Below are 26,207 nucleotides of genomic sequence, written 5' to 3'. Positions count from 1 at the left end.
CGTACGTCTGCCGGCGGGCGGCCATCCCTGCGGGGGTGGCCGCCCGTCGGCGTGCCCGGGGGCGGGGGCGCTGTGCGGGGGAGTGGGGCTCCGGCCCGCCGGGCGGGGGCCGCGGTGCCGGCCCGCCGGTGACGGGCGCTCTGCGGGCTGCTGGGGCCGCGCGACCGTCCGGCGGCACCCGTGAGTGCGCCGGCGGGGTCCGGGCCCCTGGGGGGCCTCTGGGGCGGCTCAGGGCGGTACGCCGGGCCGCGGCGCGGAGGTGCCGCGGTGGTGTGCCGATCGTGTGGCGAGCCCGGCGTGTCCCGCGCGAGACCATTTGTTTTGACCGGAGTGGATGCGATAGGTACGCTCAGACCTTGTGCCTGGGGTGTGCCCTGGCTCCCGTGCGTGCCTTCAAACCGCAAGGGGAGCCGTCAGCGGCCACCGCAATCTGCGCCCTCTCGCCTTGCGGCGGAAGTCTGCAGTATTCGACACACCCGACCGCGTGGGTCGGTGGCGTTCCAGGTTAGCTTCACCATTCGGCACACAGAAACCGGAGAAGTAGTGCCTACGATCCAGCAGCTGGTCCGGAAGGGCCGGCAGGACAAGGTCGAGAAGAACAAGACGCCCGCACTCGAGGGTTCGCCCCAGCGTCGCGGCGTCTGCACGCGTGTGTTCACGACCACCCCGAAGAAGCCGAACTCGGCCCTGCGTAAGGTCGCGCGTGTGCGTCTGACCAGCGGGATCGAGGTCACCGCTTACATTCCGGGTGAGGGACACAACCTGCAGGAGCACTCCATCGTGCTCGTGCGCGGCGGCCGTGTGAAGGACCTGCCTGGTGTTCGTTACAAGATCATCCGCGGCTCGCTCGACACCCAGGGTGTCAAGAACCGCAAGCAGGCCCGCAGCCGCTACGGCGCCAAGAAGGAGAAGTAAGAATGCCTCGTAAGGGCCCCGCCCCGAAGCGCCCGGTCATCATCGACCCGGTCTACGGTTCTCCTCTTGTCACCTCCCTGATCAACAAGGTGCTGCTGAACGGCAAGCGCTCCACCGCCGAGCGCATCGTGTACGGCGCCATGGAGGGCCTGCGCGAGAAGACCGGCAACGACCCGGTCATCACGCTGAAGCGCGCTCTTGAGAACATCAAGCCGACCCTCGAGGTCAAGTCCCGCCGTGTCGGCGGTGCGACGTACCAGGTCCCGATCGAGGTCAAGCCCGGTCGCGCCAACACGCTCGCGCTGCGCTGGCTGGTCGGTTACTCCCGCGCCCGTCGCGAGAAGACCATGACCGAGCGTCTGCTCAACGAGCTTCTCGACGCCTCCAACGGCCTTGGTGCCGCTGTGAAGAAGCGCGAGGACACCCACAAGATGGCCGAGTCCAACAAGGCCTTCGCGCACTACCGCTGGTAGTCGCAACCCACATCGAGACCGAGAGAAGACTGAAGCCTTATGGCTACCACTTCACTTGACCTGGCCAAGGTCCGCAACATCGGGATCATGGCCCACATCGACGCGGGCAAGACGACCACCACCGAGCGGATCCTCTTCTACACCGGCGTCAGCTACAAGATCGGTGAGGTCCACGACGGCGCTGCCACCATGGACTGGATGGAGCAGGAGCAGGAGCGTGGCATCACGATCACCTCTGCTGCGACCACCTGTCACTGGCCGCTCGAGGACAACGACTACACGATCAACATCATCGACACCCCGGGGCACGTCGACTTCACGGTCGAGGTCGAGCGCTCGCTGCGCGTCCTCGACGGTGCCGTCACGGTGTTCGACGGTGTCGCGGGTGTCGAGCCGCAGTCCGAGACGGTGTGGCGTCAGGCCGACCGTTACGGTGTGCCGCGTATCTGCTTCGTGAACAAGCTGGACCGTACCGGCGCCGAGTTCCACCGCTGTGTGGACATGATCAAGGACCGGCTCGGTGCCGTTCCGATCATCATGCAGCTGCCGATCGGTGCCGAGATGGACTTCAAGGGCGTTGTGGACCTGGTCCGCATGAAGGCGCTCGTGTGGTCCGCCGAGGCGGCGAAGGGCGAGATGTACGACGTCGTCGACATCCCCGCCACGCACGCCGAGGCTGCCGAGGAGTACCGCGGCAAGCTGGTCGAGACCGTCGCGGAGAACGACGACGAGATCATGGAGCTGTTCCTGGAGGGCCAGGAGCCCACCGAGGAGCAGCTGTACGCCGCGATCCGTCGCATCACCATCGCGTCCGGCAAGGGTGACGGCGTCACCGTCACTCCGGTGTTCTGTGGCACCGCGTTCAAGAACAAGGGCGTTCAGCCCCTGCTCGACGCGGTCGTGCGCTACCTGCCGACTCCCCTGGACGTCGAGGCCATCGAGGGCCACGACGTGAAGGACCCGGAGCTGGTCGTCAAGCGCAAGCCGTCCGAGGACGAGCCGCTGTCCGCCCTCGCTTTCAAGATCATGAGCGACCCGCACCTGGGCAAGCTCACCTTCGTCCGGGTGTACTCGGGCCGCCTGGAGTCCGGCACCGCCGTGCTGAACTCCGTCAAGGGCAAGAAGGAGCGCATCGGCAAGATCTACCGCATGCACGCGAACAAGCGTGAGGAGATCGAGTCGGTGGGCGCCGGCGACATCGTCGCCGTCATGGGCCTGAAGCAGACCACCACCGGTGAGACGCTCTCGGACGACAAGAACCCGGTCATCCTGGAGTCCATGGACTTCCCGGCGCCGGTCATTCAGGTCGCCATCGAGCCCAAGTCCAAGGGTGACCAGGAGAAGCTGGGTGTCGCCATCCAGCGTCTCGCGGAGGAGGACCCCTCCTTCCAGGTCCACTCGGACGAGGAGACCGGCCAGACCATCATCGGCGGTATGGGCGAGCTGCACCTCGAGGTGCTGGTCGACCGTATGCGCCGTGAGTTCAAGGTCGAGGCCAACGTTGGTAAGCCGCAGGTCGCCTACCGTGAGACGATCCGCAAGGCCGTCGAGCGTGTGGACTACACCCACAAGAAGCAGACCGGTGGTACCGGTCAGTTCGCCAAGGTGCAGATCGCGATCGAGCCCATCGAGGGCGGCGACGCCTCGTACGAGTTCGTGAACAAGGTGACCGGTGGTCGTATCCCGAAGGAGTACATCCCTTCGGTCGACGCCGGTGCGCAGGAGGCCATGCAGTTCGGCATCCTCGCCGGGTACGAGATGACGGGCGTCCGCGTCACGCTTCTCGACGGTGCCTACCACGAGGTCGACTCCTCGGAGCTCGCGTTCAAGATCGCCGGCTCGCAGGCCTTCAAGGAGGCCGCGCGCAAGGCCAGCCCCGTGCTGCTCGAGCCGATGATGGCCGTCGAGGTCACCACGCCCGAGGACTACATGGGTGAGGTCATCGGCGACATCAACTCCCGCCGTGGCCAGATTCAGGCCATGGAGGAGCGTGCCGGTGCGCGCGTCGTGAAGGGCCTCGTGCCCCTTTCGGAGATGTTCGGCTATGTCGGCGACCTCCGCAGCAAGACCTCGGGTCGCGCAAGCTACTCGATGCAGTTCGACTCCTACGCCGAGGTTCCCCGGAACGTCGCCGAGGAGATCATCGCGAAGGCCAAGGGCGAGTAACGCACCCCGTTTGCACGCTTTAGGCTTGACACCGACCGTCGGGGATCACCCCGGTAAGGGAGAACCCCGGCGGGCGGCATCCCAGCAAAGATCACCTGGCGCCGATGAGTAAGGCGTACCAGAACCACTCCGCAGGAGGATTCAGTGGCGAAGGCAAAGTTCGAGCGGACTAAGCCGCACGTCAACATCGGCACCATCGGTCACATTGACCACGGTAAGACGACCCTCACGGCCGCCATTACCAAGGTGCTGCACGACGCGTACCCGGACCTGAACGAGGCCTCGGCCTTCGACCAGATCGACAAGGCTCCTGAGGAGCGCCAGCGCGGTATCACCATCTCCATCGCGCACGTCGAGTACCAGACCGAGACGCGTCACTACGCCCACGTCGACTGCCCCGGTCACGCGGACTACATCAAGAACATGATCACGGGTGCGGCGCAGATGGACGGCGCCATCCTCGTGGTCGCCGCCACCGACGGCCCGATGCCGCAGACCAAGGAGCACGTGCTCCTGGCCCGCCAGGTCGGCGTTCCCTACATCGTCGTCGCCCTGAACAAGGCCGACATGGTGGACGACGAGGAGATCCTGGAGCTCGTCGAGCTCGAGGTTCGTGAGCTCCTCTCCGAGTACGAGTTCCCGGGCGACGACCTTCCGGTCGTCAAGGTCTCGGCGCTCAAGGCCCTCGAGGGCGACAAGGAGTGGGGCCAGTCCGTCCTCGACCTGATGAAGGCCGTCGACGAGAACATCCCGCAGCCCGAGCGTGACGTCGACAAGCCGTTCCTCATGCCGATCGAGGACGTCTTCACGATCACCGGTCGCGGTACGGTCGTCACCGGCCGTATCGAGCGTGGTGTCCTCAAGGTCAACGAGACCGTTGACATCGTGGGCATCAAGCAGGACAAGACCACCACCACGGTCACGGGCATCGAGATGTTCCGCAAGCTGCTCGACGAGGGCCAGGCCGGTGAGAACGTCGGTCTGCTCCTCCGTGGCATCAAGCGCGAGGACGTCGAGCGCGGCCAGGTCATCATCAAGCCGGGCTCGGTCACCCCGCACACCGAGTTCGAGGCGCAGGCCTACATCCTGTCCAAGGACGAGGGTGGCCGCCACACGCCGTTCTTCAACAACTACCGTCCGCAGTTCTACTTCCGTACGACTGACGTGACCGGTGTTGTGACCCTCCCCGAGGGCACGGAGATGGTCATGCCGGGCGACAACACTGAGATGAAGGTCGAACTCATCCAGCCCGTCGCCATGGAGGAGGGCCTCAAGTTCGCCATCCGTGAGGGTGGCCGGACCGTCGGCGCCGGCCAGGTCACCAAGATCAACAAGTAAGCATCGCTTGCCTGTTGGGCTTGAACGCCTGGTAGCTCTTCCCTGAGCTCCTGAAGGGGCCCGCACGACTTCGGTCGTGCGGGCCTCTTTGCGTTTAGGCGATCTGAGTACGGGGGCTCATGTGCGGGGTGGTGTGGGCGGTGTTGGGTGGGGGAGGGATGATCCGTGGACGGCGTCCCGGTGAGGCGAGTTTGCCGCCTTGCCGTCGGCCGGAGACACCCTCGTCGACGTGACGAGATACGGTACATGCCAATTGTGTCAAAACAGGTACCGGATGCAGAGCGTCCGCAGTGACAACGGGGATACGCATGGCGTGGGAAGAATGGGAGCAGCTCAAGAGCGCTGCATCGGAGCAGCGCGCGGCACAGATGCAGCTGAACCATGTTCCGCTTGACCCGGGCGGCAGCGCGGGCGGAACGCTCGTGTCGAACAAACCCGTCTGGTCCAAGGCCGGTCGGGACGTCGGCCTGTTGCGGGACGACATCGACAAGGCGAAGGGGAAGCTGTCGGACGGCCAGCAAGGGATGGACAAGGACACCGGCTGTCTGACTGCAGCCGCACAGGCCGAGGTTCACGCTTCTTGGGAGACGTACGTCAAGAACGTGAGTAGCCGATGCGGCAAGCTCTCGGGACTGTTCGTGAAGGCCGGCAACGAGCAACTGAAGAGCGATGAGTCGATCCAGGCCGAGATCGGCAATCTGAAGGTCGAGTACGCCGACACCCCGGCTGTCGGCGGCAAGGGCTGACGGGGGGGAACGAGTCGTCATGGACCTCGCAACGCTCAAGGCCCTCAGGCCCACCGAGTACACGGAAGCGGCCGACGGTTACCGCAGTACGTCCGACATGGCGAGCGCGGCGAAAGACCGCATCGACCATCAGATTGTCGTCGCCATGCGGGAATCCCTCGAAGGGGAGGCCGCCACCGCGGCGATCAAGCAGCTCACGGAGCTCAGCAAGAACTTTCACTACGTGCAGGTCGAATGCGGGCTGGTCGGCTCCGCGCTCGAAGCATTCTCGTACGAAGTGGGAGCGGCCAAGGCGAAGCTCGATGCGGCACTGGAGGGGGCGCGGGCGGCGAATCTCACCGTCAACGCTGACGCCTCGGTCAGTTACCCGGCGGGCGGGGAGAAGGACGCCGATGGCAAGACCCCGGCCGGCGGAACGGTGAGCGGGCTGACGGACGGCACGGCCGCAGCTGTCGGCCGGCAGGCGGCCAACGTGGATCCCAACCCCCACCACCGCCTCGCTCAGGACTACGCCGACCAGATCGCCGCCGCGCTCAAGGAGGCGACGGAAGCCGACGAAAAGTGGGCCCCTAAGCTCCGCGCGCTGAAGGCAGACGACGACCTGACCGTCTCCGACAGCGACTGGGCCGATGCATCCTCGGACACGAGCGCGGTCAAGGACGCAGGCAAAAAGTACCTCGACTCCCTTCCGCAACCCCCCAAAGACGGCAGTCCGAAGGACAACGCGCAATGGTGGAAAGGTCTCAGCGCGGAGGAGCAGGCGGCATGGATCTCCATGCGCCCGGACTCTGTTGGTGCGCTCGACGGGTTGCCCGCTGTCGCCCGTGACGAGGCCAATCGCATAGTTCTCGACGAGACGCGCGGCAGGATGCAGATGGAGCTGAACTCGATTCCCAAACCCCCGATGAACGAGTGGACCTTTATCAGCGCCGGGGGGTATGCGTCCAAGGTGCACACGGACGAGTGGACGGAGTGGCACAACAAGTACGGAGACAGGTACGACCGGCTCACCAACAACCTCAAGGGAATGGAAAGCATTCAGAAGAGGTTTGATCAGACCGGCAAGAACGGGCTTCCCGAGGCGTATCTGCTCGGATTCAGCACCGACGGGGATGGTCGGGCGATCGTAGCCAACGGAAATCCGGACACTGCAGATCACACAGCGGTCTATGTTCCGGGTACGACGTCGGACCTGGCGAGTATCGAAGGTAACGTCAACCGAATGGTCAACGTCTGGCACTCGGCCGACGCAAAAGCCGGCGGCCAAAGCGTTTCGACGATCACCTGGCTCGGCTACGACGCACCAGACGAGATTGTCAAGGATGCGCCGTTCAAGCACTATGCGTATGACGGTGCGCCGGTCTTCCGGGATTTCATGGGTGGGCTCGGCGCATCTCACGCAGGCGACACGCCAGCGCACACCACTGTCATTGCGCACTCATACGGGACGACGCTTGTCGGGGCCGCAGCCGAGACGGGGAATCTCAGGGCGGACGACATCGTCTTCGCCGGAAGCCCGGGTGTCCGGGTGTCTGGTGCTGACGAGCTGGACGTCCCCGCGGGACATGTCTGGAACGAAGAAGCCGACGGAGACGCGGTTCCGGACATCGGTCGCTGGGGGCGTCTCAGCGGAGACTACTTCATCATCCCCAGTGATCCAGAATTCGGCGCCAATCAAATGACTACTGACACCGATGGGCACAGCGGATACTGGGACACCGGCGAGAACGGAGACTCGACGAGTTTGCTGAATCAGGCGCTGGTCGTCGTCGGAAAGGGCGATGACGTACCGCTGAAGCCGGCGCCCGACCCGTGGGCTCACGTGAAATAGGTCGCTATCTGCCATTCAGTCGAGGAAGTAAGGCTCCTGACGTGAAGACCGAACTGAGCGCTCTGATGCTCACTGTCCCTCTCGCCCTCATCACTCTCACCGGATGCAGCATGACTGACGACGACACCCAGGCCATTCCGTCTGCTGGCACAAGCACTTCACGAGACGCTTCGGACTCGATGGAAAGGGTATCCAGCAGCATCTATGACCTCATCGGTATCGCAGGGAAGGCATCTGACAGTCGACCCACCGTCACGGACTGTGGAGGCAAGGACGCCGGCACTTATTTCCGGATTCTCCATCCCTGGAGTTTCACCCCCGCTACGGAAGGTGATCTCGAAGTGGCGATGAAGCGGCTCAAGGTGGAGCTGCCGAAGAACGGTTGGAAGGTTGTTCACTACGGACCGGACACCAGCAAGAACAAGAACATCAGCCTAACGGCTGACAATGACGCGAAGAAGGTCAGCGTTAAGGTCATCGCCATGGCCAAGGATGACCCGCCGATGCTGACGCTGGACGTCATCTCCGGTTGCTACAAGGTGCCCGAGGGTCAGGAAGTCGAGCGTTTCTGACGGTTCGACCGCAGGCTGGCGGTGTCCCTTCCCGGCGCGGGGCTCATGCTCATCCCGGAGCCGTCTCAGTGCGGAGGCTGGATCTGAGTACGGGCACTCATGCGTGGTCCCGGCGCGGGGTGTTGGGTGAAGTGGGCCCGGTTGTGATTGCTGCTTGTGACAGGTCGAGCATGCAGTGTCACTGCTGGTGGCTAGAGTTGCCGGCGAGTGAGGGTCGGGCGTGCGGGCGTTGCGGGGGAGAGGTACGGCGTGTTGACGAGTGAGGGCGGGACGGGGGCCGCGGCTTCGCCGTGGTACGCCGACGTGTTCGACGCGGCTCGGGATGCCGCCGCCGACGTCGCCACGGAGCTGTCCTCGTTCACGAAGTTCCAGAAGCGCGTCGACGATCTCATCCGCGACCTGAAAGGCTCCCCGGCCGGACCTGGCGAGGTGGGCCGGGCGCGGCTCGTACGCCGTCAGTTGGGCGGTGGGGACGGCGCCTGGGCCGAGGCGTCCGGGCTGTTCACCTCGTACGAGACGGTGATCGACGAGCTGGAGAAGCTGTCCAGGCTGCTGTCCGACTCCATGGAGGGCATGAACATCGCGGTCCTCGCCTCACACAAGGGCTACCAGAACATCGACCTGGACGTGCGCGACCGGATGCGGCAGATCAGCGTGGAGACCACCGAGCACTACGGCGGGAGTTACGACCCCGAGGCCGCGAGGCGGCACGGGCACGCGGGTGCCGCGCCGAAGGCGGAGCCGGCGCCTGCCGAGGGCGACGCGGGAGGCACGATCTGATGGGCGGCGACGGCAAGGGGACCGGCGCCGGCACGTCGTTCGACGGCATGAGCCACGAGCAGATGCTCCAGTGGCTCGACCAGGCGAACGCCGGCACGGTACAGGCCGCCGCGGACCGTCTGACCGCGGCCGCGCGGGAGATCCGCTCGATCGCGGAGGAACTCAAGATCCGCCCCCAGTGGGTGGAGTGGAAGGGCGAGGGCGCGGACGCCTTCCGCACCTGGAGCGGCGACCTCGCGAACGCGACCCTGCGGCTCGGCGACTTCAGCGACGGTGCGGCGAAGTGGCTGGGGGAGGCGTCCGGCGCGATCGCCAGGGCCCAGGCGTCGATCCCTCGCGACAGGGCGGCCGCGCGGGTCAACCTGGACGCGGCGACGTCGACGCCGAACGATCCGGACGCGGCGTCGATCGGTGCGAAGTCCCTCCGGGAACTGGCGGCGCTCGAAGCGGCCGAGGAGAAGGTCCGCCAGGAGGCCGCCGCGGAGATGACGAAGCTGGGCCAGGCGTACCGGCTGTCGGCGTCGCAGATGGAGGGGTTGGAGAGGCCCCGGTTTCCTCCGCCGCCCACCGCGATCGTGCCGCGGGGGACCGCGGACCAGGGCACCGACCTCGCCCGTCCGGGGGACACGCCCTCCAGCGTCGTCGTCGAGAGCGGACCGGGCCTGGGCGGAGCAGGCGGCGTGAGCGAAGAGCGCGGACGCGACGCGGTTTCGATGCGTGCGTCCAGCGGGTCGGCCTCGTACGACGGGGCTTTTCACCTACCGTCCCTCTCCGACACCGAAGCCGGCACGCGGGTCGGTATCGAGTCCGTGGCCGCGCTTCCGGACCTGCGTGAACTGTCGGCGACCGGCGCGGGCGCAGCGCCTTCGTCCGGTCGTGCGGATGCCTCGGTGTCGGCCCCCGTGAGTGGCTTCGCCCCGTCGGCCGGCGGTACGGCCGTCACGCCCATCGTGTCCCGCGGCCCTGGCCGGCCCGTGGTAGCAGGTCGGGTGTCCTCCCCGCCCGGGCAGGGAGCCGGCGCCCCTTCCGCGTCAGGTCGCGGAGCCGTGGGAACCGGGCAGATCGTCGGGCGCGGTATTCCGGGCTCCGGTGCGTCCGCCGGCCGGAACGGTCTCGTACCCGGACGCGGACCGGTGACGGGCCGTGCGGTCCCGTCGTCACCGGCGATCACCGGTGGCCGCCCGACCGCGAGTCCCACCGCCGGCGGCCCGGTGGGCCGGGTGCCGCCAGGAACGACCGTCGGCAGCGGCACAGCCGCCGGGGGCGGTTCCACGGCACGTGGTGCGGCCACGGGGGCGATGCGCCAGGGGGCCCGTTCTGCCGGGCCCGCCAGAGGCATCGGACCCACTCCTCGCGACGGCATCGTGGGCGGTACGGCCCAGCGGAACGGCCGTCCACCGACCCCGCCCGGCACTCCGGTACCGTCCGCGCCGACGCGCGGCGGCATCTCGGGAGGTACTCCCATCCGCGCCGGAGCGAGGGACAGCTCCCGTGCCCGTCCTGGCGGCTGCACGACGACCGGCCCTGCTGCACAGCGGGAACGGCCCTCCGCGCCCCGGCGCGAACACCCGAACGCCGACTGAGCGGCAGAGAGACGAGAGGGATGCACATGTCCGCCGGCACCAGGTGTTACGGGAGTCTTCGGACAGCCGTGGCCTCGACCTCCGTCGCGGTGATGCTGGCCGTGAGCGCGCCCGCTCAGGCCCACGCCGACTCGACGGACTCCACCCGTGCGCAGCAGTGGCATCTGGACGCCATGCGAGCCGAACAGATGTGGCGGTCGAGCACCGGCAGGGGCGTCACGGTCGCCGTCATCGACACCGGAGTCGATCCGGAGAACCCGGATCTGAAGGGGCGGGTCCTGGACGGCAAGGACTTCGCGCCGACGAGCCGGGCGGGCGACGAGCACACGGACTACGACGGTCATGGCACGGGCATGGCCGGCCTGATCGCCGGCACGGGCGCCTACGGAGGCGGCGAGGGCGCGTTCGGGCTCGCCCCCGGGGCGGACATCCTTCCGGTGCGGATGCCTGACGCCGACGACGTGAGCCCGTTCGCCGTGTCCACGTACTTCGGCAAGGGCATCCGCTACGCGGCTGACTCAGGCGCCAAGGTCATCAACGTCTCCATGAGTGGCGGGATCAGCACTCCAGAGCTGACAGGTGCAGTCGAACACGCGCTGAACAAGGGGGCGTTGGTGTTCGCCGCGGTGGGAAACGACGCCGACAAGGCGCGGCACGTCGACTATCCGGCCGCCACGCCCGGGGTCGTCGGCGTGGCCGCTGTCGGCAGGAATCTCCGGCGCGCCGCCTGGTCCCAGTACGGCCCTCAAGTGGACCTCGCCGCTCCGGGCGAGGGGATGGTCCATGCCTGCGGCGGCAAGACCGGCCTCTGCAAGACGAACGGCACCAGCGACGCCACCGCCCTCGCCTCCGCCAGTGCCGCCCTCATCTGGGCCGCGCACCCGGCTTGGACCAACAACCAGGTCCTGCGGGTCCTGCTGAACACCCTCGGTGGTCCCACGGACGGCGCCGAGCGCAACGACTCCATCGGGTACGGGATCGTCCGTCCACGGGTCGCCCTGCAGAACCCGGGCGACCCGGGCCCCCCGGACGTCTACCCGCTCCCGGACCTGGCCGCCGCGGCCTCGGCGTCCCCCACCGGGAGAGCGCCCGCTGCAGGCAACTCTGACCTCTCTGCGAAGGCCGAAAACATCGCTGCAACCTCCGTAGACGACGGCAATACCACCCTCTGGATCGGGCTGGGGACGGCGGCCGTCCTGCTGGTGGTGGCGATCTTTGGAGCAATGATCATAAGCAAACGTCGCCGGCGCACCGCCTAGTTGTTGTGGACGAGACCCCTCGGTTCAGTCGATCTCAGTAGCGCGAGGGAGCCAAGTACAGAGGTGCGGCAGCAAGGAGCAGGCGCGACCGATAGGGTGCCCAACGATGTTCCGCAGTCGGCCGGTTGGGCGTGAAGCGGACGAGGACGTGGATTGCAACGGGGGGTTGCTTGTGGGAACCGGACCTGGTGGCGAGCAGACACTCGCCACTTCGCCGAGCGACAAGAAGCGCGCCGCGAAGTACATGGAAGAACACCTGATGCCTGAGACCCAGGCGGCCGCCCGTTTAGCAGACGGCGGCGGATCCGTGCGACCGCCCTTCGTCACGCCGACCGCTCCCGCCAGCCCTCTGATAAAGAGGGAGACCGGACTCAAAGGGCTCTCCGGATGGGCCTCGGACCAAGGCGTCTCAGACGCGCTGACCGCGTGGGAAGGTCACGCGAAGCGACTGGTAGGACGCTTGCAGCAGGAACTGAACGCCTTGCATGGCACGAAGAACCTCTTCCAGAACCAGGACACCGGTGTCGGCGCGCAAGCTGCGTCGGTGCGTCTTCCCAGCAGTCTCGACGGGATGTGACGGGGCAGTCATGGCGTTGAACTATCACGACGTGATGACGGCCGACCTCTCTACCCTGTCGGACGTATCCGAGGCGTGGAAGAAGATGGGCCAGCGCTTCGGAGAGTTGAAGACGGACTACGAGAAGCATGTCCAGGCCGCGCTCGGTAACGGGAACTGGCAAGGCCTCGCCTACGGGGCGCAGCAGCAGAGTGCCTCCGCCACGGTTGCCGAATATGCAGCGGCCAAGGCCGAGGCAGTGGCGATCGCCAGTCTCCTCACGGACGGACACGCCGAACTGACCCGCTTGCAGAAGGCGGTCAAGGACTTGGTGCGTGATGCCGAGGAGAAGGACTACAAGGTCGACAGCTCCGGTAAGGCGACCTATGTCGGCTACGACAACCTCTCCGAGCAAGAGCGGTACGCGCTCCACCACGATCCGGACTATCCCAAACTGCTGTCCGATGCCCGGGTGAAGGCGCAGGGTTGGACCGACGAGATCGCCAAGGCGGTCAGGGCCGTTGACGCCGCCGACCAAAGTGTGAAGCGGGCACTGGCACGGGCGACGGTCGATGCCTCCGGGGACGGTATCGGGTTCGGCGGATTCAATGCTCATGCCGAAGGCGACTTAGCCAAGGCGGGGAAGCCGGAGCCCCGATCGAGTGCCAAGAAGGACGGATGGGTGTCCGAAGGTAAGAGCGAGGCCTCCGGTCCGGACGTCGATAAATCGGCTACTGGTCCCGACATCGGTGCCGGCAAGCTGGCCGAGGCAGAGGCACATGCCGACCTGGGCCGGGCGAGCGCTGAGGGCTCGTTGACCAATGGTCCGATGAAACTCTCCGGAGGAGCCGAAGCCTATGCGGGTGCCAAAGTCTCCGGGGCTGGAACATTCACCAATGAGGGTATCCAAGGTGAGGGCACTGGTTTCTTGGGCGGTGAAGCGTCGGCGAATGGGCGCGCCGACCTCGGTCCAGTAGGGGTGTACGGACGGGCGGAATCGATGGCGGGTGCCGAAGCCGGCGCACATGCCGGGGCGGGCCTAGAGGGCTTGCAGCTCGGCGCCGAGGCGTTCGCCGGGGCCAAAGCGGGTGGCTCTCTGGGGGCGGACGTAGGGGGTATCGGCGCGGGTGCCACGCTGGAGGGATGGGCTGGTCCTGGCGCAGAGGCGAGCTTGGATTGCAACAAGGACGCCAATGGCACTTGGCACGTTGGCACCAAAGTGGGCGTTTCCCCTGCCCTCGGTGGCGCCGTGGGCTTCGAGTTCACGGTTGACCCGGGGAAGGTTGCCGACACCGTGGGTGACGCGGCTGACGCTCTTGGCGATGCGGCAGGCGCAGTTGGTGACGGAATCACCAGCATCTTCTGATCCAGGAACCCACAGGTTTTTATGGCCTTACGTGCAATGACCTTGTAGAGGAGGGTCTGAGATGCCCACGAACCTACCCGTACCGATCAAGTTCGAGCTGCCGGATGGCTGGCGTGCAGAACCCCCGGATGAAGCCGGGGCGCCAGGTGCGGCATTCGTCGCGTCGTTTCGGCACCCTGATGCCGGCTTCACCGCAAACATCACGATCGATGGCGAATACCGTCCTGACATGGCGCCGCTCTCCGCTATTGCCGACGAGTCCGTGCAGCGCTTGCGGCAGGGCACGGCTTCGGTGCAAGTAGTCGAGCGGCGCGAGGTCGGAACTGCTGACGCGCCCGGCCTGACACAGACACTCGCACTCTCGGTAGTTGCCGACAGAACGTGTCGAGACCTCGTCCAGTCGCAGGTCTACCTCTCCATGTTGGATGCCGATGATCATCGTCGTCGGTCGGTGATCCGTCTGGTCCTGACGTCGACTGCCTCGCAACACACCACCGTGCTGGAGGACTTCCGGGATTTCGTGCGCACAGTGCGACCCGACACGGCCTCATCAGCCTGACTCCGGCCTCAAGTGCCCTTGTGGCAAACGAAATCCCACCCCTTAGGTTGGTCCCATGGGACTTTTCGACAAGCTGACCGGAACCAGGCGCCCGGAGGGCGGCGTCGCACCAGCCCCGCCCGAAGGGATGCGCGCAGCTCTGCTTGATCTCAACCGCCCTGATGTGCCGTTTGTCATCCGCGACGGCGCTGCAGAGGACGCTGACCTGGTGGCGGAGTGGCGGATGGCGGAACCCGCATGGCAGACCCTTTTCATCGAGTCCCAGCTGACTCGTGCGGTGCGGATCCGGATGCGGCTGGTGCCTGAAGACCATGAGGTGCGTGCTCTTGAGGAGCAGTGGGAAGTCACCCGAGTCGGGAACCCGCCGCGGCTCGTGATCTCGCAGGAGCACTCGCGTGGGCAGGACAGGACCGTCTCTCGACACTGGACGATCGAACGCGGGAGCAATGGGCGCCTTGAGGCCACGGAGACTTTCCGCTTCGACGGTGCAGAGCTGCGTAATCCTCTGCGTGACGCCACTCTCGAGTCGGGTTGGACTTGGCGCGGAGTGGTCTTCGGACAACTCTGAGGTACCGAGAACCCAGCCGTTGGCGGGTGAACTCGGATGGGGACGAGGCAGGCAAGACTCACAGGCCATGCACCGCTGCCGCTGAGCTCGCGGAACAACTCGAAGAACGCGTCGAGTGCAGCCCAGTAAGCTGCCGCGTTTTTCGACCCACCTGATTACTGAAATGGACGTCACCATGACCCTAGGTCGCTCCTCCACCGCGCTCCTGAGCCTCTCCGCCGCAGCCGTGGGTCTGCTGCTCGTCGGCTGTTCAGCCTCGGTCGACGTGGGGGCCGAGCCGGAGTTGTCCTCCGGCAAGCTGTCCGACGAGGTCGCCAGGCAGCTCGCCGCGACGACCGGGCAGCCGAAGCCGGACGTAGTTTGTCCCGAGGACCTGGCCGGCAAGGTCGGCACCACGACCCGGTGCACCCTCACCGCGGGCGACGGCAGCACCCTGGGTGTGACGGTCACGGTCACGTCCGTGAAGGACGAGCAGATCAAGTTCGACATCGAGGCCGACAAGACGGCGTCCCCGGCGCCCCGCTGACCGTCGTGCTTTCGCACCGCGTTCTGCAGGTGATCGACGCCCAAGTCGAACGGACCCTGTGCCACGGGGGTCGACCAGCGGCCGCCGTCCGAGCGGTCGAACTCGGGTCACTCCCGTGAGCCGGCGCTACCGTTCGGCCGACTGGGCAGGCTCGCGTCCTTGGCCTCGTTCAGGGCCAGGTGCCTGCGGCCCGGCGTGCCATGTACTCCGCTACCGCGGGGAACGTCGGTGCGAAGTGGACTGCGGTTCCGTCGTGCGGTACGACGACGACCGAGGTGAAGGGGGCGTGTGCGGGGTCCTTCGTCTCGATGTGCTCCTTGAAATCGAAGCGAACGGTCCAGCCGTACGCGAATTCGATCCCCGTCTCCGGGAGGACCATCACGGAGTCCGGCCTGTCCGGGTACGCGAGGCGCGTCAAGAACGTGGTGGCCGCAGCCAGCGCTTCCTTCTCGGTCACGGTAGGGCGCTCCCATGCGATGCGATGCGGGTCGGGTGAGGCTGCGGCCCCCGCGTCCACGTCACCCAAGGCGACGTGAGGCTCGTCACTCGGTGGGGGTGCCTCAGGGTCGGCGCGGCAGGGGTCAAGCCCTCAGGGTTTGACCTGCGTCACCTTCGGGGTAAAGTCCTCGGCTCGATTGGCCAGCGACATGCCCCGTATGGCAGACTAGCGGGGTTGCTCGGTCGAGTGCCGATGCTGCGCGCCTCCCGCCGGGAGGACCGGAAGCGAGTCCCACAGTACTCGTCGCTCCAACTGCCGTGAGGCAGCGCTGGAGCGGACGTACGGGAATCTTCCGGGAAGTGTCAGCGGGGTGCCGGCCAGGCGCCCGGTGGGTGTTCAGCCCCCGGTCCTGCGGTCCTTGGGCCGCGTCCCTCGGCAGGGAATTCCATTCGTGGAGATCTTTGTCAGCGAGGACGCGACACGCCCGACCGCGTGGGTCGGAGGTAGGACGCGAACCTCCCGGGTTCCAGAGCGTTTATTCGAGACAAAGGACTACTGAGTAGCCATGGCGGGACAGAAGATCCGCATCCGGCTCAAGGCCTACGACCACGAGGTCATCGACAGCTCGGCGAAGAAGATCGTCGAGACGGTGACGCGTACTGGTGCGTCGGTCGCGGGCCCGGTGCCGCTGCCCACTGAGAAGAACGTGTACTGCGTCATCAAGTCGCCGCACAAGTACAAGGACTCGCGCGAGCACTTCGAGATGCGCACGCACAAGCGCCTGATCGACATCCTCGACCCGACCCCCAAGACCGTTGACTCTCTGATGCGACTCGACCTCCCGGCCGGTGTCGACATCGAGATCAAGCTCTGAAGGCCGGTGATCTGAAGATGGCTAAGCAGATCAAGGGCATCCTGGGCGAGAAGCTCGGCATGACGCAGGTGTGGGACGAGAACAACCGTGTTGTTCCGGTCACCGTCGTCAAGGCCGGCCCGAACGTCGTCACCCAGGTCCGCACCAATGACACCGACGGCTACGAGTCGGTCCAGATCGCCTTCGGCGAGATCGACCCGCGCAAGGTGAACAAGCCCCTCAAGGGTCACTTCGCCAAGGCCGACGTCACCCCCCGTCGTCACCTCGTCGAGATCCGTACCGCTGACGCCAGCGAGTACACCCTCGGCCAGGAGATCACCGCCGAGACCTTCGAGGCCGGCGTCAAGGTGGACGTGACCGGCAAGAGCAAGGGCAAGGGCTTCGCCGGTGTCATGAAGCGTCACAACTTCAAGGGCCTCGGCGCCGGTCACGGCACCCAGCGCAAGCACCGCTCTCCCGGCTCCATCGGTGGCTGTGCCACCCCGGGCCGTGTGTTCAAGGGCCTCCGCATGGCGGGTCGCATGGGCAACGAGCGGGTCACCACCCAGAACCTGACCGTTCACGCCGTTGACGCGGAGAAGGGCCTGCTCCTTATCAAGGGCGCGGTTCCTGGTCCGAACGGCGGCCTCGTCCTGGTCCGCACCGCGGCCAAGGGGGCCTGAGGACTATGAGCACCATTGACATTCTGTCGCCCTCCGGCGACAACGCCGGGACCGTAGAGCTCCCGGCCGAGATCTTCGACGTCGAGAAGATCAGCATCCCGCTGCTTCACCAGGTCGTCGTCGCGCAGCTGGCCGCCGCCCGTCAGGGCACGCACAAGGTCAAGCGTCGTGGCGAGGTCCGCGGTGGTGGCAGGAAGCCTTACCGCCAGAAGGGCACCGGCCGCGCCCGTCAGGGCTCGACCCGTGCGCCGCAGTTCGCCGGCGGTGGCGTCGTTCACGGCCCCACGCCGCGTGACTACTCGCAGCGGACCCCGAAGAAGATGAAGGCCGCGGCCCTGCGCCACGCCCTCACCGACCGGGCCCGCAACGCTCGCATCCACGTCATCACCGGCGTGATCGAGGGCGAGACCCCCTCCACCAAGGCCGCGAAGAGCTTCCTCGGCAAGGTCAGCGAGCGCAAGAACGTGCTCCTGGTCATCGAGCGCTCCGACGAGGCCGCGCTGCTTTCCGCGCGCAACCTGCCCCAGGTGCACATCCTGGAGCCGGGCCAGCTGAACACGTACGACGTTCTCGTCTCGGACGACGTGGTCTTCACCCAGGCCGCTTTCGAGTCCTTCGTGTCTGGCGCGCCGCAGTCGTCGGCTGCTGACACCGAAGGGAGCGAAGCCTGATGGCTACGCGTCACCCGAGCATCGCCTCGAAGGCCGCCAAGGTCGCCAAGGCAGCGCGCGTCGCCAAGGCGAAGCGCCACGCCACCGAGGGCAAGAACACCGTCGAGACCCCGCTGAGCAAGTCCTTCACGGATCCCCGTGACGTGCTGCTCAAGCCGGTCGTCTCGGAGAAGAGCTACGCGCTCCTCGATGAGGGCAAGTACACCTTCATCGTCGCGCCCGGCGCCAACAAGACGCAGATCAAGGAGGCCGTCCAGGCGGTCTTCTCGGTCAAGGTCACCGGGGTCAACACGATCAACCGTCAGGGCAAGCGCAAGCGCACCAAGACGGGCTTCGGCAAGCGTGCGGACAGCAAGCGCGCGATCGTGACCCTCGCTGAGGGCGACCGTATCGACATCTTCGGCCAGGCCTCCTAACGGAGCGCCCTGGTCCGAATATCGGACGAGGACTGAGAAATGGGAATCCGCAAGTACAAGCCGACGACGCCGGGCCGCCGTGGCTCCTCCGTCGCCGACTTCGTCGAGGTCACGCGGTCCACGCCGGAGAAGTCGCTGGTCCGCCCGCTGCACAGCAAGGGCGGCCGTAACAACGCCGGTCGTGTGACCGTTCGCCACCAGGGTGGCGGACACAAGCGCGCCTACCGTGTGATCGACTTCCGTCGTCACGACAAGGACGGCGTGCCGGCGAAGGTCGCGCACATCGAGTACGACCCCAACCGCACCGCGCGCATCGCGCTGCTGCACTACGCGGACGGCGAGAAGCGCTACATCCTCGCCCCGCGCAACCTGCAGCAGGGTGACCGCGTCGAGAACGGTCCCGGGGCCGACATCAAGCCGGGCAACAACCTGGCCCTCCGCAACATCCCGGTCGGTACCACGATCCACGCGATCGAGCTCCGTCCCGGTGGCGGTGCCAAGTTCGCCCGCTCCGCCGGTGCCTCCGTGCAGCTGCTCGCGAAGGAGGGCCAGATGGCCCACCTGCGCATGCCGTCCGGAGAGATCCGCCTGGTCGACGTGCGCTGCCGCGCCACCGTCGGCGAGGTCGGCAACGCCGAGCAGTCGAACATCAACTGGGGCAAGGCCGGCCGCAAGCGCTGGCTCGGCGTCCGCCCGACCGTTCGCGGTGTGGCGATGAACCCGGTTGACCACCCGCACGGTGGTGGTGAGGGCAAGACCTCCGGTGGTCGCCACCCGGTCTCGCCGTGGGGTCAGAAGGAGGGTCGTACTCGTTCGCCGAAGAAGGCTTCGAACAAGTACATCGTCCGCCGCCGCAAGACGAACAAGAAGCGCTAGGAGCGGGTTTAGATGCCGCGCAGTCTCAAGAAGGGACCCTTCGTCGACGGACACCTTGTAAAGAAGGTGGACGCTCAGAACGAAGCCGGTACCAAGAACGTCATCAAGACCTGGTCCCGTCGCTCGATGATCATCCCGGCCATGCTCGGCCACACGATCGCGGTGCACAACGGCAAGACCCACATTCCGGTGTTTGTCACCGAGTCGATGGTCGGCCACAAGCTCGGCGAGTTCTCGCCGACGCGCACCTTCCGGGGTCACGTGAAGGACGACCGGAAGTCGAAGCGCCGCTAACGCGGGGTGGAATGACCATGACAGACACTGGAAGGACAACCATGGAAGCCAGGGCCCAGGCGCGGTACATCCGCGTTACGCCCATGAAGGCCCGCCGCGTGGTGGACCTTATCCGTGGCATGGATGCCACGGAGGCTCAGGCGGTCCTGCGTTTCGCCCCGCAGGCCGCGAGCGTGCCGGTCGGCAAGGTGCTTGACAGCGCCATTGCCAACGCCGCGCACAACTACGACCACACCGACGCCGACAGCCTCTTCATCTCCGAGGCGTACGTCGACGAGGGCCCGACCCTGAAGCGGTTCCGGCCGCGCGCCCAGGGTCGCGCCTACCGGATCCGCAAGCGGACCAGCCACATCACCGTGGTCGTCAGCAGCAAGGAAGGAACCCGGTAATGGGCCAGAAGGTTAACCCGCATGGGTTCCGGCTCGGCATCACCACGGACTTCAAGTCCCGCTGGTACGCCGACAAGCTGTACAAGGACTACGTCAAGGAAGACGTCGCCATCCGTCGGATGATGACGTCCGGCATGGAGCGCGCCGGCATCTCGAAGGTTGAGATCGAGCGCACCCGTGACCGCGTGCGGGTGGACATCCACACCGCGCGTCCCGGCATCGTCATCGGCCGCCGTGGCGCCGAGGCCGACCGCATCCGCGGCGACCTCGAGAAGCTCACGGGCAAGCAGGTCCAGCTGAACATCCTCGAGGTCAAGAGCCCCGAGACCGACGCTCAGCTGGTCGCCCAGGCCGTCGCCGAGCAGCTGTCCTCCCGCGTCTCCTTCCGTCGCGCCATGCGTAAGAGCATGCAGGGCACGATGAAGGCCGGCGCCAAGGGCATCAAGATCCAGTGTGGTGGCCGTCTCGGCGGCGCCGAGATGTCCCGCTCGGAGTTCTACCGCGAGGGCCGTGTGCCCCTGCACACGCTCCGCGCGAACGTCGACTACGGCTTCTTCGAGGCCAAGACGACCTTCGGCCGCATCGGTGTGAAGGTCTGGATCTACAAGGGCGACGTCAAGAACATCGCCGAGGTCCGCGCCGAGAACGCCGCTGCCCGTGCGGGTAACCGCCCGGCCCGCGGCGGCGGCAACGACCGCCCGGCCCGTGGTGGCCGTGGTGGCGAGCGTGGCGGTCGCGGCCGCAAGCCGCAGCAGCAGTCCGCGCCGGCTGCCGAGGCCCCCAAGGCCGACGCTCCCGCCGCCGCTGCCGCTCCGGCTGAGAGCACCGGAACGGAGGCCTGACCGAAATGCTGATCCCCCGTAGGGTCAAGCACCGCAAGCAGCACCACCCGAAGCGCCGTGGTCAGGCCAAGGGCGGTACGCAGGTTTCGTTCGGCGAGTACGGCATTCAGGCCCTCACGCCGGCGTACGTCACCAACCGCCAGATCGAGGCGGCGCGTATCGCGATGACCCGCCACATCAAGCGTGGCGGCAAGGTCTGGATCAACATCTACCCGGACCGCCCGCTGACGAAGAAGCCCGCCGAGACCCGCATGGGTTCCGGTAAGGGTTCTCCCGAGTGGTGGGTTGCGAACGTGCACCCGGGCCGGGTCATGTTCGAGCTGTCCTACCCCAACGAGAAGATTGCGCGTGAGGCGCTCACTCGCGCAGCCCACAAGCTGCCGATGAAGTGCCGGATCGTCAAGCGCGAGGCAGGTGAAGCGTGATGTCGGCCGGTACCAAGGCGTCCGAGCTGCGCGAACTGGGTGACGAGGAGCTTCTTGCGAAGCTTCGCGAAGCCAAGGAAGAGCTGTTCAACCTCCGCTTCCAGGCGGCGACCGGTCAGCTCGAGAACCACGGGCGGCTCAAGGCCGTCCGCAAGGACATCGCGCGGATCTACACCCTGATGCGTGAGCGCGAGCTGGGCATCGAGACGGTGGAGAGTGCCTGATGAGCGAGAGCAACGTGACTGAGACCAACGAGACGCGCGGATTCCGCAAGACCCGTGAGGGCCTGGTCGTCAGCGACAAGATGGACAAGACCGTCGTCGTCGCTGTCGAGGACCGCGTCAAGCACGCGCTGTACGGCAAGGTCATCCGCCGTACGAACAAGCTCAAGGCCCACGACGAGCAGAACGCCGCGGGTGTCGGCGACCGTGTCCTCCTCATGGAGACCCGGCCGCTGTCCGCGACGAAGCGCTGGCGCGTCGTCGAGATTCTCGAGAAGGCCAAGTAGGGAAATCCCCGCGAGGGGATTCCAACGACACACCTGAGGCCCCGGAAAATCTGGGGGCCCCTCGGGTTCGTTCCGCCAGGCTCGGCAGGGGCTCCGCCTCGTGAAGAGGCAGCCCCTGCCGGGAACCGGCAGACAATCAGGAGATAGACGTGATCCAGCAGGAGTCGCGACTGCGTGTCGCCGACAACACTGGTGCGAAGGAAATCCTTTGCATCCGTGTGCTCGGTGGCTCCGGTCGCCGCTACGCGGGCATCGGTGACGTCATCGTCGCCACCGTCAAGGACGCGATCCCCGGTGGCAACGTGAAGAAGGGTGACGTCGTCAAGGCGGTCATCGTTCGCACCGTGAAGGAGCGCCGCCGTCCGGACGGCTCGTACATCCGCTTCGACGAGAACGCCGCCGTCATTCTGAAGAACGACGGCGACCCTCGCGGCACCCGTATCTTCGGCCCGGTCGGCCGTGAGCTGCGCGAGAAGAAGTTCATGAAGATCATCTCGCTCGCGCCGGAGGTGCTGTAAGCATGAAGATCAAGAAGGGCGACCTGGTTCAGGTCATCACCGGTAAGGACAAGGGCAAGCAGGGCAAGGTCATCGCGGCCTACCCCCGCGAGGACCGCGTCCTGGTCGAGGGTGTCAACCGGGTCAAGAAGCACACCAAGGCCGGCCCGACCGCCAAGGGTTCGCAGGCCGGTGGCATCGTCACGACCGAGGCCCCGGTCCACGTGAGCAACGTTCAGCTCGTCGTGGAGAAGGACGGCAACAAGGTCGTCACGCGTGTCGGTTACCGCTTCGACGACGAGGGCAACAAGATCCGCGTTGCCAAGCGGACGGGTGAGGACATCTGATGGCTACCACCACCACTCCGCGTCTCAAGACGAAGTACCGCGAAGAGATCCAGGCCAAGCTGCAGGAAGAGTTCTCGTACGAGAACGTCATGCAGACCCCCGGCCTGGTCAAGATCGTGGTGAACATGGGTGTCGGCGACGCCGCCCGTGACTCGAAGCTCATGGACGGTGCCGTCCGTGACCTGACCACGATCACCGGTCAGAAGCCGGCCGTCACCAAGGCCCGCAAGTCCATCGCGCAGTTCAAGCTGCGTGAGGGCCAGCCGATCGGTGCTCACGTCACGCTCCGTGGCGACCGCATGTGGGAGTTCCTGGACCGCACCCTGTCGCTCGCGCTGCCGCGCATCCGCGACTTCCGCGGCCTGTCCCCCAAGCAGTTCGACGGCCGTGGCAACTACACCTTCGGTCTCACGGAGCAGGTCATGTTCCACGAGATCGACCAGGACAAGATCGACCGCGTCCGGGGTATGGACATCACCGTGGTCACCACGGCGACCAACGACGCTGAGGGCCGTGCCCTTCTCCGTCACCTCGGCTTCCCCTTCAAGGAGGCGTAAGCGAGATGGCGAAGAAGGCTCTGATTGCCAAGGCTGCTCGTAAGCCCAAGTTCGGCGTTCGTGGCTACACGCGCTGCCAGCGCTGCGGCCGTCCGCACTCCGTGTACCGCAAGTTCGGCCTCTGCCGCGTGTGCCTTCGTGAGATGGCTCACCGTGGCGAGCTCCCGGGCGTGACCAAGAGCTCCTGGTAATCCCGTACTTCGGGATTCCGGAAGCTCTCGGTAAGTAGAGGTTCGGTCAGGGCCCAGCTCTCCATGGCTTAGGCTAGGAGGGTTGGGCGTCTGACCGCCCGTACGACTTACTACGCCGTAGGTCCCCGCACCGCACCCGTCCCGCCACTGAGTGGGGAGAGGGATGGCGCATACAGGAAACCCCGGCGAGAGAGGCCGAAGGCCAATTCATGACCATGACTGATCCGATCGCAGACATGCTTACGCGTCTGCGTAACGCGAACTCGGCGTACCACGACACCGTGGGTATGCCGCACAGCAAGATCAAGTCGCACATCGCGGAGATCCTCCAGCAGGAGGGCTTCATCACCGGCTGGAAGGTCGAGGACGCCGAGGTCGGCAAGAACCTCGTCCTCGAGCTGAAGTTCGGCCCGAACCGTGAACGCTCCATCGCGGGCATCAAGCGGATCTCCAAGCCCGGTCTCCGGGTGTACGCGAAGTCCACCAACCTGCCCAAGGTGCTGGGTGGCCTCGGCGTGGCGATCATCTCCACGTCCCACGGGCTCCTCACCGACAAGCAGGCCGGCAAGAAGGGCGTAGGCGGAGAAGTTCTCGCCTACGTCTGGTAGCGGAAGGGAACGGAGGAAACAGCTATGTCGCGTATTGGCAAGCTCCCCATCACGGTTCCCGCCGGCGTGGACGTCACCATCGACGGCCGTACGGTGCAGGTGAAGGGCCCGAAGGGGACCCTCTCCCACACCATTGCGGCGCCGATCGAGATCGCTAAGGGTGAGGACGGCGTTCTGAACGTCACCCGCCCGAACGACGAGCGTCAGAACAAGGCCCTCCACGGCCTGTCCCGCACGCTGGTGGCGAACATGATCACCGGCGTGACCCAGGGTTACGTGAAGAAGCTCGAAATCAGCGGTGTCGGTTACCGCGTCCTGGCGAAGGGCTCCAACCTGGAGTTCTCGCTCGGCTACAGCCACTCGATCACTGTCGAGGCGCCCGAGGGCATCACCTTCAAGGTGGAGGCTCCGACCCGTTTCTCGGTCGAGGGCATCGACAAGCAGAAGGTCGGCGAGGTTGCGGCCAACATCCGCAAGCTGCGCAAGCCCGACCCGTACAAGGCCAAGGGCGTCAAGTACGAAGGCGAAGTCATCCGCCGCAAGGTCGGAAAGGCGGGTAAGTAAGCCATGGCATACGGTGTCAAGATTGCTAAGGGCGACGCTTACAAGCGTGCTGCCATCAAGCGTCGTCACATCCGGATCCGTAAGCACATCTCGGGTACGGCCGAGCGTCCGCGCCTGGTCGTGACGCGCTCCAACCGCCACATCGTGGCCCAGGTCATCGACGACATCAAGGGTCACACCCTGGCGTCGGCGTCGACCCTGGACGCGTCGATCCGCGGCGAGGGCGAGAAGTCGGCGCAGGCCGGCAAGGTCGGCGCCCTGGTCGCCGAGCGCGCCAAGGCCGCCGGCGTCGAGGCTGTCGTATTCGACCGTGGTGGTAACCAGTACGCCGGGCGCATTGCCGCTCTGGCGGACGCCGCCCGCGAAGCCGGACTCAAGTTCTGAGTCGCCCGTCGCGTCAGCGACAAAAATCGTTGGCGCGTAGCTAGCGGAAACAGAGAGAGGTAATTCCAATGGCTGGACCCCAGCGCCGCGGAAGCGGTGCCGGTGGCGGCGAGCGGCGGGACCGGAAGGGCCGTGACGGCGGCGCTGCTGCCGCCGAGAAGACCGCGTACGTTGAGCGCGTAGTCGCGATCAACCGCGTCGCCAAGGTTGTGAAGGGTGGTCGTCGCTTCAGCTTCACCGCGCTGGTCGTGGTGGGCGATGGTGACGGCACCGTCGGCGTCGGTTACGGCAAGGCCAAGGAGGTGCCGGCCGCCATCGCCAAGGGTGTTGAGGAGGCCAAGAAGCACTTCTTCAAGGTCCCCCGTATCCAGGGCACCATCCCGCACCCGATCACGGGCGAGAAGGCCGCGGGCGTCGTCCTGCTCAAGCCTGCTTCCCCCGGTACCGGCGTTATCGCCGGTGGCCCGGTGCGTGCGGTGCTCGAGTGCGCCGGCGTTCACGACATCCTGTCGAAGTCGCTCGGCTCGTCCAACGCGATCAACATCGTGCACGCGACCGTGGCGGCCCTCAAGGGCCTGCAGCGTCCCGAGGAGATCGCGGCCCGCCGCGGTCTGCCCCTCGAGGACGTCGCCCCCGCGGCTCTGCTGCGTGCGCGTGCGGGAGCGGGTGCGTAATCATGGCTCAGCTCAAGATCACGCAGACGAAGTCCTACATCGGCAGCAAGCAGAACCACCGCGACACCCTTCGTTCGCTTGGCCTCAAGCGGATCAACGACGTGGTCGTCAAGGAGGACCGCCCCGAGTTCCGCGGAATGGTGCACACCGTCCGCCACCTCGTGACGGTTGAGGAGGTCGACTGATCATGGCGGAGAACAACCCGCTCAAGATCCACAACCTCCGTCCCGCCCCGGGCGCCAAGACCGCCAAGACCCGTGTGGGTCGTGGTGAGGCGTCGAAGGGTAAGACGGCTGGTCGTGGTACCAAGGGCACGAAGGCCCGCTACCAGGTTCCGGAGCGCTTCGAGGGTGGCCAGATGCCCCTCCACATGCGTCTTCCGAAGCTGAAGGGCTTCCGTAACCCGTTCAAGACCGAGTTCCAGGTCGTGAACCTCGACAAGCTGGCGTCGCTGTACCCGGAGGGTGGCGAGGTCACCGTCGAGGGTCTCGTCGCCAAGGGTGCCGTTCGCAAGAACAGCCTCGTCAAGGTCCTCGGCCAGGGCGAGATCTCCGTGGCGCTGCAGGTGACGGTCGACGCCGTCTCCGGCTCCGCCAAGGAGAAGATCACCGCCGCCGGCGGTAGCGTCACCGAGCTCGTCTGACCCGACGCTCGCTGACCTGAACGACCCGACCGGGGATGCCTCCCAGAGGCATCCCCGGTCGGCGTATGCGCGGTCCGCAACAGTGGCCGAGTGTGTTTGGGCGGAGAT

At 66.2% G+C, this 26,207-nt stretch carries 37 protein-coding genes; 36 read left to right on the top strand and 1 reads right to left on the bottom strand.

Features of this window, described 5'->3' with window-relative positions; genetic code table 11:
* Window positions 1-543: 543 nt before the first annotated feature.
* The 15 genes from rpsL (at window position 544) to ACFYP4_RS24195 (ending at window position 15,238) form a co-directional block, all read left to right on the top strand.
* Entirely contained in the window at window positions 544-915 is a 372-nt protein-coding gene (gene rpsL / locus ACFYP4_RS24265) for a 30S ribosomal protein S12 (protein WP_003948652.1), read from the top strand.
* A gap of 2 nt (window positions 916-917) precedes the next feature.
* Window positions 918-1,388, top strand: coding sequence for a 30S ribosomal protein S7 (gene rpsG / locus ACFYP4_RS24260; RefSeq protein WP_003974303.1), 471 nt, complete (start codon window positions 918-920; stop codon window positions 1,386-1,388).
* Window positions 1,389-1,427: 39 nt separating this feature from the next.
* Window positions 1,428-3,554, top strand: coding sequence for an elongation factor G (gene fusA, locus ACFYP4_RS24255; RefSeq protein WP_358852969.1), 2,127 nt, complete (start codon window positions 1,428-1,430; stop codon window positions 3,552-3,554).
* Between the two features lie 144 nt (window positions 3,555-3,698).
* Window positions 3,699-4,892, top strand: coding sequence for an elongation factor Tu (gene tuf / locus ACFYP4_RS24250; protein WP_358852968.1), 1,194 nt, complete (start codon window positions 3,699-3,701; stop codon window positions 4,890-4,892).
* Between the two features lie 308 nt (window positions 4,893-5,200).
* On the top strand, window positions 5,201-5,638 hold the full coding sequence (locus ACFYP4_RS24245) for a hypothetical protein (RefSeq protein WP_388787947.1): 438 nt from the start codon (window positions 5,201-5,203) through the stop codon (window positions 5,636-5,638).
* 19 nt (window positions 5,639-5,657) lie between these two features.
* On the top strand, window positions 5,658-7,469 hold the full coding sequence (locus ACFYP4_RS24240; protein ID WP_388787945.1) for an alpha/beta hydrolase: 1,812 nt from the start codon (window positions 5,658-5,660) through the stop codon (window positions 7,467-7,469).
* A 41-nt stretch (window positions 7,470-7,510) separates the two neighbouring features.
* Entirely contained in the window at window positions 7,511-8,041 is a 531-nt protein-coding gene (locus tag ACFYP4_RS24235) for a hypothetical protein (RefSeq protein WP_388787942.1), read from the top strand.
* 249 nt (window positions 8,042-8,290) lie between these two features.
* Window positions 8,291-8,821, top strand: a complete 531-nt coding sequence (locus tag ACFYP4_RS24230) for a hypothetical protein (protein WP_388787940.1) — start codon at window positions 8,291-8,293, stop codon at window positions 8,819-8,821.
* Window positions 8,821-10,404: a translation initiation factor IF-2 gene (locus tag ACFYP4_RS24225; RefSeq protein WP_388787937.1), complete on the top strand. Its 1,584-nt coding sequence runs from the start codon at window positions 8,821-8,823 to the stop codon at window positions 10,402-10,404. The genes ACFYP4_RS24230 and ACFYP4_RS24225 overlap by 1 nt, the downstream gene beginning before the upstream one ends.
* 68 nt (window positions 10,405-10,472) lie before the next feature.
* Entirely contained in the window at window positions 10,473-11,663 is a 1,191-nt protein-coding gene (gene mycP / locus ACFYP4_RS24220; RefSeq protein WP_358852962.1) for a type VII secretion-associated serine protease mycosin, read from the top strand.
* A 106-nt stretch (window positions 11,664-11,769) separates the two neighbouring features.
* Window positions 11,770-12,240 (top strand): hypothetical protein, encoded by a 471-nt coding sequence (locus tag ACFYP4_RS24215; protein WP_388787934.1) that lies wholly within the window; start codon window positions 11,770-11,772, stop codon window positions 12,238-12,240.
* A 10-nt stretch (window positions 12,241-12,250) separates the two neighbouring features.
* Window positions 12,251-13,585, top strand: coding sequence for a hypothetical protein (locus ACFYP4_RS24210; RefSeq protein WP_388787931.1), 1,335 nt, complete (start codon window positions 12,251-12,253; stop codon window positions 13,583-13,585).
* 61 nt (window positions 13,586-13,646) lie between these two features.
* Entirely contained in the window at window positions 13,647-14,144 is a 498-nt protein-coding gene (locus ACFYP4_RS24205; RefSeq protein WP_358852959.1) for a hypothetical protein, read from the top strand.
* A 55-nt stretch (window positions 14,145-14,199) separates the two neighbouring features.
* Window positions 14,200-14,712, top strand: coding sequence for a hypothetical protein (locus ACFYP4_RS24200; protein WP_388787928.1), 513 nt, complete (start codon window positions 14,200-14,202; stop codon window positions 14,710-14,712).
* Window positions 14,713-14,887: 175 nt separating this feature from the next.
* Window positions 14,888-15,238 carry a DUF4333 domain-containing protein gene (locus ACFYP4_RS24195; RefSeq protein WP_388787925.1) on the top strand — a complete coding sequence of 117 codons (351 nt, stop codon included), beginning with the start codon at window positions 14,888-14,890 and terminating at the stop codon, window positions 15,236-15,238.
* A 169-nt stretch (window positions 15,239-15,407) separates the two neighbouring features.
* Here the strand turns inward: ACFYP4_RS24195 and ACFYP4_RS24190 are convergent, their stop codons facing one another.
* Window positions 15,408-15,695 (bottom strand): YrhB domain-containing protein, encoded by a 288-nt coding sequence (locus ACFYP4_RS24190; protein WP_358852956.1) that lies wholly within the window; start codon window positions 15,693-15,695, stop codon window positions 15,408-15,410.
* A 547-nt stretch (window positions 15,696-16,242) separates the two neighbouring features.
* Between ACFYP4_RS24190 and rpsJ the strand changes: the two genes are divergently transcribed.
* The 21 genes from rpsJ (at window position 16,243) to rplO (ending at window position 26,099) form a co-directional block, all read left to right on the top strand.
* Complete coding sequence (gene rpsJ, locus ACFYP4_RS24185; RefSeq protein ID WP_003948644.1) at window positions 16,243-16,551, top strand: 30S ribosomal protein S10; 309 nt, start codon at window positions 16,243-16,245, stop codon at window positions 16,549-16,551.
* A gap of 17 nt (window positions 16,552-16,568) precedes the next feature.
* Window positions 16,569-17,213 carry a 50S ribosomal protein L3 gene (gene rplC, locus ACFYP4_RS24180; RefSeq protein ID WP_355782961.1) on the top strand — a complete coding sequence of 215 codons (645 nt, stop codon included), beginning with the start codon at window positions 16,569-16,571 and terminating at the stop codon, window positions 17,211-17,213.
* Window positions 17,214-17,218: 5 nt separating this feature from the next.
* Window positions 17,219-17,884, top strand: a complete 666-nt coding sequence (gene rplD / locus ACFYP4_RS24175; protein ID WP_358852955.1) for a 50S ribosomal protein L4 — start codon at window positions 17,219-17,221, stop codon at window positions 17,882-17,884.
* A complete protein-coding gene (rplW, locus tag ACFYP4_RS24170) occupies window positions 17,884-18,300 on the top strand; it encodes a 50S ribosomal protein L23 (RefSeq protein WP_388787922.1) in 417 nt (138 codons plus the stop codon). Before rplD ends, rplW begins: the two co-directional genes overlap by 1 nt.
* Window positions 18,301-18,339: 39 nt before the next feature.
* The gene (rplB, locus tag ACFYP4_RS24165; protein ID WP_059192905.1) at window positions 18,340-19,176 is read left to right on the top strand and encodes a 50S ribosomal protein L2; all 837 of its coding nucleotides are present in this window, start codon (window positions 18,340-18,342) and stop codon (window positions 19,174-19,176) included.
* 12 nt (window positions 19,177-19,188) lie between these two features.
* Entirely contained in the window at window positions 19,189-19,470 is a 282-nt protein-coding gene (rpsS, locus tag ACFYP4_RS24160; RefSeq protein WP_015035577.1) for a 30S ribosomal protein S19, read from the top strand.
* A 41-nt stretch (window positions 19,471-19,511) separates the two neighbouring features.
* Complete coding sequence (rplV, locus tag ACFYP4_RS24155) at window positions 19,512-19,859, top strand: 50S ribosomal protein L22 (RefSeq protein ID WP_003974262.1); 348 nt, start codon at window positions 19,512-19,514, stop codon at window positions 19,857-19,859.
* Window positions 19,859-20,701: a 30S ribosomal protein S3 gene (gene rpsC / locus ACFYP4_RS24150; protein ID WP_356167229.1), complete on the top strand. Its 843-nt coding sequence runs from the start codon at window positions 19,859-19,861 to the stop codon at window positions 20,699-20,701. The genes rplV and rpsC overlap by 1 nt, the downstream gene beginning before the upstream one ends.
* A 5-nt stretch (window positions 20,702-20,706) precedes the next feature.
* Entirely contained in the window at window positions 20,707-21,126 is a 420-nt protein-coding gene (rplP, locus tag ACFYP4_RS24145) for a 50S ribosomal protein L16 (RefSeq protein WP_099500627.1), read from the top strand.
* Entirely contained in the window at window positions 21,126-21,350 is a 225-nt protein-coding gene (gene rpmC, locus ACFYP4_RS24140) for a 50S ribosomal protein L29 (protein WP_003998824.1), read from the top strand. Before rplP ends, rpmC begins: the two co-directional genes overlap by 1 nt.
* The gene (gene rpsQ, locus ACFYP4_RS24135; protein WP_358852953.1) at window positions 21,350-21,634 is read left to right on the top strand and encodes a 30S ribosomal protein S17; all 285 of its coding nucleotides are present in this window, start codon (window positions 21,350-21,352) and stop codon (window positions 21,632-21,634) included. The genes rpmC and rpsQ overlap by 1 nt, the downstream gene beginning before the upstream one ends.
* A gap of 149 nt (window positions 21,635-21,783) precedes the next feature.
* Window positions 21,784-22,152: a 50S ribosomal protein L14 gene (rplN, locus tag ACFYP4_RS24130; RefSeq protein ID WP_003998823.1), complete on the top strand. Its 369-nt coding sequence runs from the start codon at window positions 21,784-21,786 to the stop codon at window positions 22,150-22,152.
* Window positions 22,153-22,154: 2 nt separating this feature from the next.
* Window positions 22,155-22,478, top strand: a complete 324-nt coding sequence (rplX, locus tag ACFYP4_RS24125; protein WP_107904101.1) for a 50S ribosomal protein L24 — start codon at window positions 22,155-22,157, stop codon at window positions 22,476-22,478.
* Entirely contained in the window at window positions 22,478-23,035 is a 558-nt protein-coding gene (gene rplE, locus ACFYP4_RS24120) for a 50S ribosomal protein L5 (protein ID WP_358852952.1), read from the top strand. The genes rplX and rplE overlap by 1 nt, the downstream gene beginning before the upstream one ends.
* A gap of 5 nt (window positions 23,036-23,040) precedes the next feature.
* On the top strand, window positions 23,041-23,226 hold the full coding sequence (locus tag ACFYP4_RS24115) for a type Z 30S ribosomal protein S14 (protein ID WP_003948630.1): 186 nt from the start codon (window positions 23,041-23,043) through the stop codon (window positions 23,224-23,226).
* Between the two features lie 209 nt (window positions 23,227-23,435).
* Window positions 23,436-23,834 carry a 30S ribosomal protein S8 gene (rpsH, locus tag ACFYP4_RS24110; RefSeq protein ID WP_010986352.1) on the top strand — a complete coding sequence of 133 codons (399 nt, stop codon included), beginning with the start codon at window positions 23,436-23,438 and terminating at the stop codon, window positions 23,832-23,834.
* Window positions 23,835-23,858: 24 nt separating this feature from the next.
* A complete protein-coding gene (rplF, locus tag ACFYP4_RS24105; protein WP_121405504.1) occupies window positions 23,859-24,398 on the top strand; it encodes a 50S ribosomal protein L6 in 540 nt (179 codons plus the stop codon).
* 3 nt (window positions 24,399-24,401) lie between these two features.
* Entirely contained in the window at window positions 24,402-24,782 is a 381-nt protein-coding gene (gene rplR / locus ACFYP4_RS24100; RefSeq protein WP_121405505.1) for a 50S ribosomal protein L18, read from the top strand.
* A gap of 68 nt (window positions 24,783-24,850) precedes the next feature.
* Window positions 24,851-25,456, top strand: coding sequence for a 30S ribosomal protein S5 (gene rpsE, locus ACFYP4_RS24095; RefSeq protein ID WP_006376045.1), 606 nt, complete (start codon window positions 24,851-24,853; stop codon window positions 25,454-25,456).
* 2 nt (window positions 25,457-25,458) lie between these two features.
* Window positions 25,459-25,641 carry a 50S ribosomal protein L30 gene (gene rpmD, locus ACFYP4_RS24090; RefSeq protein ID WP_033319647.1) on the top strand — a complete coding sequence of 61 codons (183 nt, stop codon included), beginning with the start codon at window positions 25,459-25,461 and terminating at the stop codon, window positions 25,639-25,641.
* Between the two features lie 2 nt (window positions 25,642-25,643).
* Window positions 25,644-26,099 (top strand): 50S ribosomal protein L15, encoded by a 456-nt coding sequence (rplO, locus tag ACFYP4_RS24085; RefSeq protein WP_356167236.1) that lies wholly within the window; start codon window positions 25,644-25,646, stop codon window positions 26,097-26,099.
* The last annotated feature ends 108 nt before the right edge of the window (window positions 26,100-26,207 follow it).

It is taken from the genome of Streptomyces sp. NPDC005551 (genome assembly GCF_042871785.1).
Lineage (GTDB): Bacteria > Actinomycetota > Actinomycetes > Streptomycetales > Streptomycetaceae > Streptomyces.
This window is presented reverse-complemented; position numbering and strand designations above follow the sequence as displayed.